We start from the raw sequence: 12,499 nt of genomic DNA, 5'->3' as shown, positions 1-12,499 counted from the left end.
GTGTATAGGCCGGACACATAGGTAACAGGTGTGCGGGGACATAGGTAACACATGATCCGCTCATTCCTGCTGGTTCAGGTTGATGGTTCCGAAACGGTAATGCGCAAAAAACAGGTCGTAGCAGTTCTCTTCACCGGCGCGCTCGCGGATGGCCACGGGCAGGTTGTGCAAGGCGTTCGATACCTTGAATCGCCGGTTCCTGAAGCGTAGCTCACCGTTCCACTTCACGCGCTGCACGAGATCGTTGTCACCATATTCGATGGGCGGCAGGATCTCGGGATACGCCCGGGGGCTGGGCCGGTATCGCGTGACCGGGGTTGCCATGTCCAGCGCCTGATGTGGACGCTGGTGGTTGTAGACCGTGCGCCACGCATCGAACGCCTGCTGGGCGCTGTTCAGGTCCCTGAAATGGTGGCCGGTGAGCACTTCGGCCTTCAGCGTGCGGTGAAACCGCTCCTCCTTGCCATTGGTCTGCGGATGGGCCACCCGGCTGTGGGACAGTCGCACGCCCAGCCGGATGAGCCAGATGGCCAGTTCGGTCAGTTGCCCCGGCTGGCTGGGGCTGCCCCACGGCGAACCGTTGTCCGCGTTGATGCGCAACGGCAGACCGTAGCGGCGGAACGTGCGCTCCAGATGATGCTGCACGGTCCGGGTGTCGGTGCAGATGCAGGCATCGAGCGTCACGCTGTAGCGCGAATGATCGTCCAGCAGGGTCAGGGGCGAACAGTGCCGTCCATCCTGCAGGTCGAACCAGCCCTTGAAATCCATCTGCCACAGGTCGTTGGGCTGCGCATGTTCGAAGCGCTGCCAGGGCGTGGCCGCGTCGGAGGCGCACGGATCGATCAGCCCATGACGATGCAGGATGTCCGTCACGGTGCTGGGAGCGGGTACGCCCGTGTGACCCTGGTCGCGCAGGCGACGGCTGATCTTGCGCCCGCCCCAGGCCGGATGCGCCCCCCGCAGTTCGAGCACCTGCTGCTCGACGCACGCGGGCGTGCGTGCCGGACTCTGCTGGGGGCGGCGTGAGTGATCTGTCAACGTCGTCGTGTCGCCCTGCGCGTAGCGCCCGAGCCACTTGTAGCCGGTCTTCGGACTGATGCCGAAGCGTCGGCACAGCTCACGACGGTTGGCGCCTTCCTGCAAGGCCAGATGGACGAATTCCAGACGCAGATTCATGGTGTCTCTCGGGTTCCAGGGCATGACCGGCTCCAGGCGATTCACTCGCCCAGAGTGTTACCCATGTCCCCGCACACCTGTTACCCATGTCCCCGGTCCATACACGGCGGCAAAGAAAGTAAGTGCCGCCCCGCACAGGGGCAACACTAATAATCCAATAACAAATCAAGGAAAGGCCAAAACCATAAAAAGCACAGACAAAACGCGCGGAGCAAACAAAACACCCCCCCAAAGAAACCACAACAAGAAAAACCCAAACAAACAAGCGCCGCACAGGCACCCACCCAAACCCCAAAACCCGCCGAGCAGGCACACAACCCAATAGCGCCCCCAGGCAATTTGTGCTTTACTTTTCGGCAGACCCATAAAAAACCGCAACCCGCAGCCCCCTCATCGGACCCCACGAACAGGCAGCTGAAGGCAGGAAAAACAAAGGTCCGGTTTCACCCCATAAGGAGACAACTTCATGGCGATCAGCATCAGTCTGACGGTGAACGGCGCGCCCATCAGCGCCTCAATCGACCCTAATACCCTGCTTGTCCAGTTCCTGCGCGATCAACTTCGCCTAACGGGAACGCACGTCGGCTGCGACACCGCCCAGTGCGGCGCATGCACGGTCCATCTGAACGGCCGCGCGATCAAGTCCTGCAACATCCTCGCGGTCCAGGCCGAAGGCGCGGACATCACCACCATCGAAGGACTCGCCAAAGACGGCGCCCTGCATCCAATGCAAGCCGCCTTCAAACACTGCCATGGCCTGCAGTGCGGTTTCTGTACGCCGGGCATGGTGATGAGCGCGGTCTCGCTCGTCGAGCGTCAGCCCAACCTCACCGGCGACGACGTGCGTGCCCAGCTCGACGGCAATCTCTGCCGCTGTACGGGTTATCACAACATCGTCAAAGCAGTGCTCGAAGGCGCCAACGGCATGAAGTCCGCCGGCACGGCCAGCGCCAACGCCGCGGCCACTGCGCCCGCCACCGCCTGAGGAGACGATGATGAACGCACCCGACACCCACTTCATCGGCACCTCCGTCGAACGTAAGGAAGACTATCGGTTCCTCACCGGCAACGGTCAGTACACCGACGACATCGTCCTGCCTCAGCAAACCTACGCAGTGTTCCTGCGCTCGCCGCACGCGCACGCGACAATCAACAGCATCGACATCAGCGCCGCCAGGCAGTCGCCCGGCGTCGTTGCGATCTTCACCGGCGCGGATATGGCCGCTGACAGCGTCGGCGGACTGCCCTGCGGCTGGCTGATCCACAGCACCGACGGCAAGCCGATGAACGAGCCGCCGCATCCGATCATTGCGCACACGAAAGCACGCCACGTCGGCGATCAGGTTGCGCTCGTCATCGCCGATTCGATCAAGGCCGCGAAAGACGCCGCCGAGCTGATCGAGGTCGACTACGACGTGCTGCCAGCCGTGGTCGACACCGCCCACGCGGCCGATCCGGGCCAGGCCGCGGTGCATGACGAAGTGCCGGACAACGTATGCTACAACTGGGGCCACGGCGACAAAGCCGCGACCGACGCCGCCTTCGCCAAAGCCGCGCACGTCACCACGCTCGACATCGTCAATAACCGCCTGATCCCCAATGCGATCGAACCGCGCGCGGTCAATGCAAGCTACTCGGCGCAGGACGACAGCTACACGGTCTACGTCGCGAATCAGAATCCGCACGTGGAACGCCTGTTGATGGCCGCCTTTGTGCTGTCGCTGCCGGAATCGAAACTGCGCATCGTCGCACCGGACGTCGGCGGCGGCTTCGGATCGAAGATCTTCCTGTACGCCGAAGACGTCGCCCTGACGTGGGCATCGAAGAAGATTCGCCGTCCGGTCAAATGGACCGCCGAGCGCTCGGAAGCATTCGTCTCCGACGCGCACGGCCGCGATCACGTGACCCATGCCGAACTGGCGATGGACGCCGACGGCAAGTTCCTCGCGATGCGCATTCATACCACCGCCAACATGGGCGCGTATCTGTCGACCTTCGCCTCCAGCGTGCCGACCATCCTTTACGCGACGTTACTCGCCGGCCAGTACGCCACGCCCGCCATCTACGCCGAGGTGAAAGCGGTCTTCACCAACACCGTACCGGTCGACGCCTACCGCGGCGCAGGCCGTCCGGAAGCAACGTACGTGGTCGAGCGTCTGGTCGAAACCGCAGCGCGGGAGATGAAGCTCGATCCCGCGGAAATCCGCCGCCGCAACTTCATTCGCACGTTTCCGTACGCGACGCCGGTTGGGCTGACCTACGATACCGGTGACTATGAAGCCACGCTGAGCCGCGCGCTCGAACTCGCGGACGTGAAAGGCTTCCCTGCACGCAAACAGGAATCCGAACAGAACGGCAAACTGCGTGGCCTCGGCTACTCGTGCTACATCGAAGCGTGCGGGTTGGCGCCGTCGAACATCGCGGGTGCTTTGGGCGCGCGGGCCGGGCTCTTCGAAGTCGGCCAGATTCGCGTGCATCCAACAGGCTCCGTCACCGTGTTCACCGGCTCGCACAGTCACGGCCAGGGGCACGAGACAACCTTCGCGCAAGTGGTCGCAGACCGGCTCGGCATTGCGCTGGAAAGCGTGGAGATCGTTCATGGCGACACCGGCCGCATTCCGTTCGGGATGGGCACGTACGGCTCGCGCTCGATCGCGGTCGGCGGCTCGGCGATCATGAAGGCGCTCGACAAGATCGAAACCAAGGCGAAGAAAATCGCCGCGCATCTGCTGGAAGCCGCGGTGGAAGACATCGAGTTCAAGGACGGCGTGTTCCGCGTCGCGGGCACCGACCGCACCAAAGCGTTCGCCGACATTTCCCTCGCGGCTTATGTGCCGCACAACTATCCGCTCGACGTGCTGGAACCGGGTCTCGAAGAAAGCGCGTTTTACGATCCGACCAACTTCACCTATCCGGCCGGCTCCTACATCTGCGAAATCGAGGTCGATCCGGAAACGGGGGTGTGCCGCATCCAGCAGTTCACGGCGGTCGACGATTTCGGCAACGTGATCAATCCGATGATCGTCGAAGGCCAGGTGCATGGCGGGCTCGCTCAGGGCATCGGCCAGGCGATGCTGGAGCGCTGCGTGTACGACAAGGAAAGCGGCCAGTTGCTGTCCGGCTCCTACATGGACTACGCCATGCCGCATGCGTCCGATCTGCCGAACTTCACTGTCGAAACCGCGAAGGGCACACCGTGCACGCACAATCCGCTCGGCGTGAAAGGCTGCGGCGAAGCGGGCGCGATCGGCTCGCCGCCGGCGGTGATCAACGCGATTCTCGACGCGCTCGCGCCGCTCGGCGTGACCGACCTGCAAATGCCGGCGACGCCACATCGCGTATGGTCCGCGATTCGCGCTGCCAAGCAACCCCACTGAGATCCTGAGCGGAGCATTCGACATGTATTCATTCGAGTATCAACGCGCGACGGATCCGAGCGCGGCCGTCGCAGCCATGAACGCCGACAGTGACGCGAAATTCCTCGCTGGCGGACAGAGCCTGTTGCCGACCATGCGCCTGCGTCTCGCGCAGCCCTCGCAACTGATCGACGTAACGCGAATTCCGGCGCTCAAATCGATCACGGTCGATGCCGGCAAAGTGACGGTCGGAGCCGCCGTCTGTCACGCGGACGTCGCCGATCACGCCGAGCTTCGGCGCGTATTGCCGGCGCTCGCGGACCTCGCCGGACACATCGGCGATCGTCAGGTGCGTGCGCTCGGCACCGTCGGCGGTTCGCTCGCGAACAACGATCCGGCCGCCTGCTATCCGGCCGCGGCGATGGCGCTGGACGCGACCATCGTCACCGATCGGCGACGCATTTCGTCGGGCGATTTCTTCGTCGGTATGTACGAGACCGCGTTGGCGCCAGACGAACTGATCGTGGCCGTCGAGTTTCCGGTGCCCGAACGCGCGGCTTACGTGAAATTCGAGAATCCGGCTTCGCACTTTGCGCTGGTCGGCGTGTTTGTCGCGAAGTTCGCAAGCGGCGTGCGCGTCGCGGTGACCGGTGCGGCGTCTTCGGTATTTCGCGTACCGGAGCTGGAAAGCGCGCTATCGGCGAATTTCACGCCGGAGGCTGCGCGAGCGGTGACCGTCTCCGACGCCGACCTCAGCACCGACATGCACGCGAGCGCCGAATACCGCGCGCATCTGATTCCGGTATTGGCCGCGCGCGCGGTGACGAAGGCAAACGGTTAGCGATCCTTGCGGTTGGCGGCTGACGTGACATGCCTCGGCATGACGCGTTGGCCGTGCTCCGGCCCGCACGGCCCGTCGCCACGCCCGCGGCTGCGGTCATGAAGCACCGGCCCGTTGCGTCACGACCGCGCCACCCGCGTCCACCCGTTTTCCCGTGCAGATTCAGGAACATCATGCAGCCTGCTTCAATCGACGACACGCTCGCGCAACTCGCATCCCAAAGCTACTTCGCCAGCCGCGAACTCGCGACCGCGTTGTATCTCGCGCTACGTATGGAGCGGCCGTTGTTTGTCGAAGGCGAGCCGGGCGTTGGCAAGACCGAACTCGCCAAAGCCGCGGCGGGGATGCTCGGCAGCTCGATGCTGCGGCTGCAATGCTACGAGGGGCTCGACACCGCGAGCGCGCTGTACGAATGGGACTATCCGCGCCAGATCATGGCGCTGCGTCTGGCCGAAGCCGCCGGCGAGCGGCCGGGCAACGACACGCTATACCGCAGCGAATTTCTGCTGAAGCGCCCCCTGCTGCAAGCGCTGATGCCCGACGAAAATCATCCTGGCGCGCGGCGCGTGCTGCTGATCGACGAAATCGACCGCGCCGACGAACCGTTCGAAGCCTTCCTGCTGGAACTGCTTTCGGACTTCCAGGTATCGATTCCCGAGTACGGCACGGTGCGCGCGGCGCAGCCGCCGCTCGTCGTGATGACATCGAACCGGACGCGCGAAGTACACGACGCGTTGAAACGCCGCTGCCTGTATCAATGGATCGGTTATCCCGAGCGCGATCGTGAGCTGGAGATCGTCGCCGCGCGCGCCCCGCAGACGTCGGTTGAATTGCAACGGCGGGCGGTCGATTTCGTGCATCGGCTGCGCGGCATGGATCTGTTCAAAGCGCCCGGCATCGCCGAAACAATCGACTGGTGCCGCGCTCTGGAAGCGTTGTCGGTAACGGAACTCGACCCGCAATCGGTGCAGAACACCCTGGGTGTCCTGCTCAAGTATCAGGACGATCTCGCGCGTGTCGATGCCGCGCAGATCGCGCAATGTCTCGCGGTGCGGGAGTAACGGCAATGACGCAGGCAGCGGATGGAAACCACGATGCGTCGGCTTGCAACGAAACGCCCGCAGTCGGGACCGGCGCGCGTCCGATGAATACGTCAATCGACACATCGGCCGCGTCGATCGGCACACCCACTTTGGCCCGCAACGTCGTGCACTTTGTGCGCGTGCTGCGCGGCGCGGGCTTGCCGATGTCGCCGGCACAAGCGGTCGATGCACTCGCGGCGCTGCACTGGATCGATCTCGGCCGGCGCGACGATGTCCGCGCGGCGCTCGCCACGCTATTGGTCTGCGCGCCGGACGAACGCGAGCTCTTCAACGCCGCGTTCGATCTGTTCTGGCGCGACCCGGATTGGGAAGGCAAGTTGCGCGCGCTGCTGCTGCCAAAAGTGCGCGATGGTCTGCCGCCTCCCAGGCGCAACAATCGTCTCGCCGATGCGCTGGCCGTGCGCACGCCGCCTTCGCCGCATCGCAAAGCGCCACAGGAAACTGAGCAGCACGAACTCCACGCGCACGTCACCTTCAGTGCCGAGGAGCGGTTGCGTCATCGCGATTTCGACACGCTTTCCGCAGACGAATGGCGCACCTTGCGTCATCTGATCCGCGGCCAGCGTCTGCCGCTCGCCATGGAGCCGACGCGCCGCCTGAAAGCCGCTTCGCGCGGCACGCACGCGGACTTGCGTGCAAGCGCGAGGCACGCGGTGCGCGCGGGCGGCGACTGGACGGTGTGGAAGTATCGCGCGGTGGTGGAACGCAAACCGCCCCTGGTTCTGCTGCTCGATATCTCCGGCTCGATGAGCAGCTATTCGCGCGCGGTGCTGTACTTCTGCCACGCGCTGCTGCAATCGCGCGAGCGCCTGCAGGTGTTCCTGTTCGGCACGCGCCTGACCAACGCCACGCGTGCGCTGCGCGAGCGCGATCCCGACGTGGCGATCGCGACGCTCACCGATCAGGTCGTCGACTGGTCGGGGGGCACACGGATCGGCGCCGCGCTCGCCGAGTTCAATCGACGCTGGGCACGCCGCGTGCTGACCGGCAGAGCCACCGTGCTGCTCGTCACCGACGGCCTCGATCACGAAGCGATCGACGTGCTCGACACCGAAATGGCCCGGCTGCGCCGCTTCGCACACCGTATTGTGTGGCTCAATCCGCTGCTGCGTTTCAGCGGTTTTTCACCGAAAGCGCGTGGCGTGCAGGCGATCCTGCCGTACGTCGACGCCCATCGCCCCGTCCATAACCTTGACAGTCTGGCGGCGTTCGGCCGCGATCTCGCGCAACTCACGCGCACACCGCGTCTGCCTCGCTTCGCCCTATCCGCCACGACAATTGCAGGAGCATCGCCATGGAATTGAGTGAAACCCATACGCTGCCGGTTTCCCAGCAGCGCGCGTGGGATGCGCTGAACGATACTGAAATCCTGCGCGCGTGCATTCCCGGTTGCGAGAGCATCGATCCGGATGGCGACAATGCGTACGCCGTGGTGATGAGCGCATCGGTCGGTCCGGTGAAGGCTCGCTTCAAAGGGCGTATGCTGCTGACCGACATCGAAGCGCCGAACGCCTACACCATCGCTTTCGAAGGCCAGGGGGGCGCGGCGGGCTTCGGCAAGGGCAATGCGCGCGTCACGCTCGAACCCGAGGGCGACACCGCCACGAAGCTCACCTACGTGGCGACTGCGCAGGTCGGCGGCAAGCTCGCGCAGATCGGGTCCCGGCTGGTCGACGGCGCAGCGCGTAAAATCGCGGGCGAATTTTTCAAGCGCTTCGGCGCCCAGGTCGGCGGCGGCACAGCTGCCCCGCAGGACGGGGACGCTGCAGCCACTGAAGCGGCGGCGCAGAATACAGACTCGGATGAGGCTGCGGACCCTGCGTCCGGCGGCGACGGAACAAAAGGAAAGAAATCATGGACAGCGTGGATCTCGAAGTTCTGAAGTCCAGTGCCCGTTGGCTGGAGGAGGGACACCGCGCACTCCTCGTGACGGTGGTGAAGACGTGGGGCTCGTCGCCGCGTCCCGAGGGCGCGATGCTTTCGGTGCGTGACGACGGACTGGTGGTGGGGTCGGTATCGGGCGGCTGCATCGAAGACGATCTGATCGACCGCGTGCGGCAAAGGGGTATCGAACAGACCCGCCCTGAGGCGGTGAAGTACGGCATCACGGCGGAAGAAGCGCATCGCTTCGGCCTGCCGTGCGGCGGCACGATCCAGCTGGTGCTGGAGCCCTTGACGCCGCAAAGCGGGATTGCCGATCTGTGCAATGCGGTGGAGGACGGCCGCCTGGTGGCGCGCGAAGTCGACATGGTGACGGGCGCGGTGCGGCTCGATGCGGCGCTGGCGACGGATGGGGTGCATTTCGACGGCGAGCGTCTGCTGACAATTCACGGCCCGCGTTACCGGATGCTGGTGATCGGCGCGGGGCAGTTGTCGCGCTATCTGTGCAATATCGCAGTCGGGCTCGACTATCAGGTCACCGTATGCGATCCGCGCGAGGAGTACACCGAGGAGTGGAACATTCCCGGCACGAAGATCGTGCGGACGATGCCTGACGATACGGTGATCGAGATGAAGCTCGATGAACGGTGTGCGGTGATTGCGCTGACGCATGATCCCAAGCTGGATGATCTTGCTTTGATGGAAGCGTTGAAGACACCGGCCTTTTACGTGGGTGCGTTGGGGTCGAGAAGGAATAATCAGGCGCGGCGCGAGCGGTTGAAAGAGTTCGATCTGAACGAGGCCGAGTTGGCCCGGCTGCATGGGCCGGTGGGAATTTATATTGGCAGCAGGACGCCGCCTGAAATTGCGGTTTCTATTCTTGCCGAGGTGACGGCGGCCAAGAATGGGGTTTCGTTGCCGACTTTGTTGCAGGTTGAAGGGGCTAAGGCCGCGCGGGAGATTGCGGCTTCTGGGGGGGCTGCTTGTAGTGTTTAGGTTTTTTTTTGCCTGCGCGGCGCTTTGGTTGTTTGCTTTTGGTGTTGGCCTTTTCTTGTTCTGGCTTCTTTGGCCTTTCCTTGCTTTGTTATTGGTCTATTAGTGTTGCCCCTGTGCGGGGCGGCACTTACTTTCTTTGCCGCCGCAAAGAAAGATAAGCAAAGAAAGCGGCTCACACCGCCAGCCCATAAGCGGGTCCCCCGCACAGCCACGGTAGTGGTGCATCTGGAATCTGTGCCCCCGCACACTCCGCGCGAGTGACAAATGGAATGGACGCCTCCCCCCTGAGGGCTGCTGATCACTGGCCGTTGGGTGCGGGTAAAGGTGGGGTGGGTTCTCGCAACCGACGGCATCAGATGTGCCAGAGTGGAAGTTGGACAACGAACCACTTGAGGAAGGAGAACCCAAATGAACTTTACTCCGGTCGGTGTGGATATTGCAAAGCAGGTTTTCCAGGTGCATTGGGTTGAGCCGGAAACTGGTGAGGTCATCAGCCGGCAGATCCGGCGCGCCGCGTTTCTGGAGCATTTCGCAAATCGCGCGCCCTGCCTCATCGGCATGGAAGCGTGCGGCGGAGCCCAGCACTGGGCGCGTCGTCTGGGCGAGATGGGACATCAGGTCAGGTTGATGCCCGGCAAGGCGGTCAAGGCATTCGTGAGCGGCAACAAGAACGACGTGGCCGATGCCCGGGCGATCTGGACTGCGGTACAGCAACCGGCCGTGAGGTCGGTGGCGGTCAAGACCGAAACGCAGCAGGCAGTGCTGGCCCTGCACAGGATGCGCGAGCAGTTGATCAAGTTCCGCACGATGCAGATCAACGGTCTGCGCGGACTGCTGACGGAATACGGTGAAGTGATGGCGGTGGGCCGCGCCGCACTGAACCGGGCGATGGACGGTGTGCTGGCGCGCCTGAGCGAGCGTTTGCCGGCGATGTTGGTGGATACGCTGCGTGAACAGTGGCAGCGGCTTAACGTGCTCGATGAGCAGATTGCGCAGATCGAGCGCCGGCTCTCGGAGTGGATGAAGGCCGAGCGCGCCTGCATGCAGATCGCGCAGATTCCAGGCGTCGGGTTGCTGACGGCGACCGCCGCGGTGGCGACGATGGGAGACCCGAAGACATTCAGTTCGGGCCGTGAGTTTGCGGCCTGGCTGGGGTTGGTGCCCCGACAGAGCGGCACCGGTGGCAAGCTCCGGTTACATGGGATCAGCAAACGTGGGGATGTGTATCTGCGCACGCTGCTGATACACGGTGCCCGATCGGTGCTTGCGCGCACCAAAGAGCCGGGGCCATGGATCGAGCAGTTGCGCAGGCGCCGCCCGAACAACGTGGTGACCGTCGCACTGGCTAACAAGCTGGCGCGAACGATCTGGGCATTGCTGGCACATGACCTGAAGTACGAGAAAGCTCATGTCAGTGTTCGGCCGGTGTGAACGCAGCGAAGTCTGAACAGAACGATTTTGCAAAGAGGAGTACGTCAAAGGTTGCGCAAGGTAATTGAGTGTGATGGCATACAGGTCAGACCGGGACTCACCAAACCTGAAGCCCTTTGCGGGCTAACAGCCCGTGTGACAAATGAGGCGTGAGCCAGCGGATTCCATCGAGGCCAGCGGGTTCATCCTGCAACAAGGCCGGATATAGTGGAATGGCCTCGTCCCACCTCTGCTGGAGGAGCACATAAAAGGGTGTCCATCGGAGGGCGTGGCAGTATTGAGGAACTGTGATCCGTAAATGAACGGAGGCCGTCATGAGTGTCACGTTGCTGAGTATCGATCTTGCAAAAAACATCTTCCAACTGCACGGCGTTGACGAGCGTGGTCGGCCGGTGCTGAGTCGACGGGTCAGCCGCACCAGGCTGTTACAAGCAGTTCTCGATATACCTTGCTGCCGCATTGTGATGGAGGCTTGCGGTGGAGCGCACTACTGGGCCCGCAAGTTCGCTGCAATGGGACATCACGTACAGATCATTGCTCCGCGGTTCGTCAAACCCTTCGTCAAATCCCAAAAGAACGATCGCAACGATGCAGAGGCGATCACCGAGGCGGCGTCACGTCCGACGATGCGCTATGTCGCTATCAATAGCGTTGAACAGCAGGATATTCAGTCCATGCATCGCATCCGCAGCCTGCTGATGCGGGACCGTATCGCGCAGATCAACCAGATACGAGGCCTGCTGGCTGAATACGGCGTGGTGATAGCGCAGACGCCGCTGAAAGTACGGCAACAGTTGCCGGCAATTCTCGATGATCCAGATAACGAGCTCACCGCGCTTACCCGGTCGATGATGCACGACATGTATGAGCGACTCACGCTTCTGGATACACAGATCGCGCGCTACGACGACCTCATCCGTCAAGCACACAAGGCATCCGCACTCAGCCAGCGGCTTGAGAAGATCCGCGGCGTCGGGCCGATGATCGCAACCGCCGTCATCGCCGCGGCAGGCAGCGCGACTGAGTTCGCAAACGGGCGACAGTTTGCAGCGTGGCTCGGTCTGACGCCACGGCAACACTCGTCAGGCGGCAAGCAACGTCTGTTCGGAATCACGAAGCGGGGAAACGGATACCTGCGAATGCTTCTGGTTCACGGCGCCAGGTCAGTTGTTCAGCAGGCAGTGAAACGAAGCGATGCGCTCTCGCGATGGATACTCGCGGTCCAAGCGAGACGGGGAACGAACGTCGCCGTTGTGGCGCTCGCCAACAAGATAGCCCGCACAATCTGGGTGTTGCTGGCGCGAGGGCGTGAATACGAGCCCCCAGTATGATCAGGACGATGACAGCACGGCTGCAATAACCTTACCCCTCCATCGATTGCACAAATGATCTGATTCAATGGCAAACAGGTTGGACCGTCGGCGACAAAACCTGCGCGGTCTTAGGGCTCACGAAGCCGAGGATATATGAAGGAGTCGCCGGGCGAAATCCATTGGGGCCAGGCACATGTGTGCCACAAACAGGCCGAACGTATATATGCAATCCAGCACCTGCCTGCAGTAGATCAGACCATTTGGCAAACGGGACGAGGCCATGTATAAAACCGCAGCCTTCCTGTCCACCAACACACACGATTCCTTGGCAAATGGGAGGCGTCCATATAAAAGGGCTCATCCGCTCCCACTCCGCACTACGTGCGTCGCGGATGGGTCTGC

10 protein-coding genes are annotated in these 12,499 nt (G+C 62.8%); 9 read left to right on the top strand and 1 reads right to left on the bottom strand.

Going from position 1 to position 12,499, the window contains the following annotated elements:
• Positions 1–60: 60 nt before the first annotated feature.
• The gene (locus BCY88_RS35395) at positions 61–1,200 is read right to left on the bottom strand and encodes an IS481 family transposase (protein ID WP_120344283.1); all 1,140 of its coding nucleotides are present in this window, start codon (positions 1,198–1,200) and stop codon (positions 61–63) included.
• Between the two features lie 442 nt (positions 1,201–1,642).
• On the opposite strand from BCY88_RS35395, the gene BCY88_RS35390 reads away from it, so the two are divergent.
• From BCY88_RS35390 to BCY88_RS35350, 9 genes are all read left to right on the top strand, one after another.
• Positions 1,643–2,161 carry a (2Fe-2S)-binding protein gene (locus BCY88_RS35390; protein ID WP_120348738.1) on the top strand — a complete coding sequence of 173 codons (519 nt, stop codon included), beginning with the start codon at positions 1,643–1,645 and terminating at the stop codon, positions 2,159–2,161.
• A gap of 10 nt (positions 2,162–2,171) precedes the next feature.
• Positions 2,172–4,553 carry a xanthine dehydrogenase family protein molybdopterin-binding subunit gene (locus BCY88_RS35385; protein ID WP_120348737.1) on the top strand — a complete coding sequence of 794 codons (2,382 nt, stop codon included), beginning with the start codon at positions 2,172–2,174 and terminating at the stop codon, positions 4,551–4,553.
• A 22-nt stretch (positions 4,554–4,575) separates the two neighbouring features.
• On the top strand, positions 4,576–5,373 hold the full coding sequence (locus BCY88_RS35380) for an FAD binding domain-containing protein (RefSeq protein ID WP_120348736.1): 798 nt from the start codon (positions 4,576–4,578) through the stop codon (positions 5,371–5,373).
• A 173-nt stretch (positions 5,374–5,546) separates the two neighbouring features.
• On the top strand, positions 5,547–6,434 hold the full coding sequence (locus BCY88_RS35375) for an AAA family ATPase (RefSeq protein ID WP_120348735.1): 888 nt from the start codon (positions 5,547–5,549) through the stop codon (positions 6,432–6,434).
• A gap of 83 nt (positions 6,435–6,517) precedes the next feature.
• On the top strand, positions 6,518–7,780 hold the full coding sequence (locus BCY88_RS35370; RefSeq protein WP_120348739.1) for a vWA domain-containing protein: 1,263 nt from the start codon (positions 6,518–6,520) through the stop codon (positions 7,778–7,780).
• Complete coding sequence (locus BCY88_RS35365) at positions 7,771–8,358, top strand: SRPBCC family protein (protein WP_120348734.1); 588 nt, start codon at positions 7,771–7,773, stop codon at positions 8,356–8,358. Before BCY88_RS35370 ends, BCY88_RS35365 begins: the two co-directional genes overlap by 10 nt.
• Positions 8,331–9,353 carry an XdhC family protein gene (locus tag BCY88_RS35360; protein ID WP_120348733.1) on the top strand — a complete coding sequence of 341 codons (1,023 nt, stop codon included), beginning with the start codon at positions 8,331–8,333 and terminating at the stop codon, positions 9,351–9,353. The genes BCY88_RS35365 and BCY88_RS35360 overlap by 28 nt, the downstream gene beginning before the upstream one ends.
• A 408-nt stretch (positions 9,354–9,761) precedes the next feature.
• Positions 9,762–10,784 carry an IS110 family RNA-guided transposase gene (locus BCY88_RS35355; protein WP_120345826.1) on the top strand — a complete coding sequence of 341 codons (1,023 nt, stop codon included), beginning with the start codon at positions 9,762–9,764 and terminating at the stop codon, positions 10,782–10,784.
• Positions 10,785–11,098: 314 nt separating this feature from the next.
• Positions 11,099–12,115 carry an IS110 family RNA-guided transposase gene (locus BCY88_RS35350; protein WP_120345825.1) on the top strand — a complete coding sequence of 339 codons (1,017 nt, stop codon included), beginning with the start codon at positions 11,099–11,101 and terminating at the stop codon, positions 12,113–12,115.
• Positions 12,116–12,499 lie beyond the last annotated feature (384 nt).

The organism is Paraburkholderia fungorum (assembly GCF_003610895.1).
Classification (GTDB): Bacteria; Pseudomonadota; Gammaproteobacteria; order Burkholderiales; family Burkholderiaceae; genus Paraburkholderia; species Paraburkholderia fungorum_B.
This window is presented reverse-complemented; position numbering and strand designations above follow the sequence as displayed.

What these genes read in the sequence shown, in the direction of transcription:
- BCY88_RS35375 (WP_120348735.1), top strand. Translation starts at nt 5,547, where the DNA reads ATGCAGCCTGCTTCAATCGACGACACGCTCGCGCAACTCGCATCCCAA.
- BCY88_RS35355 (WP_120345826.1), top strand. Translation starts at nt 9,762, where the DNA reads ATGAACTTTACTCCGGTCGGTGTGGATATTGCAAAGCAGGTTTTCCAG.
- BCY88_RS35370 (WP_120348739.1), top strand. Translation starts at nt 6,518, where the DNA reads ATGAATACGTCAATCGACACATCGGCCGCGTCGATCGGCACACCCACT.
- BCY88_RS35360 (WP_120348733.1), top strand. Translation starts at nt 8,331, where the DNA reads ATGGACAGCGTGGATCTCGAAGTTCTGAAGTCCAGTGCCCGTTGGCTG.
- BCY88_RS35395 (WP_120344283.1), bottom strand. Translation starts at nt 1,200, where the DNA reads ATGCCCTGGAACCCGAGAGACACCATGAATCTGCGTCTGGAATTCGTC.
- BCY88_RS35350 (WP_120345825.1), top strand. Translation starts at nt 11,099, where the DNA reads ATGAGTGTCACGTTGCTGAGTATCGATCTTGCAAAAAACATCTTCCAA.
- BCY88_RS35380 (WP_120348736.1), top strand. Translation starts at nt 4,576, where the DNA reads ATGTATTCATTCGAGTATCAACGCGCGACGGATCCGAGCGCGGCCGTC.
- BCY88_RS35385 (WP_120348737.1), top strand. Translation starts at nt 2,172, where the DNA reads ATGAACGCACCCGACACCCACTTCATCGGCACCTCCGTCGAACGTAAG.
- BCY88_RS35390 (WP_120348738.1), top strand. Translation starts at nt 1,643, where the DNA reads ATGGCGATCAGCATCAGTCTGACGGTGAACGGCGCGCCCATCAGCGCC.
- BCY88_RS35365 (WP_120348734.1), top strand. Translation starts at nt 7,771, where the DNA reads ATGGAATTGAGTGAAACCCATACGCTGCCGGTTTCCCAGCAGCGCGCG.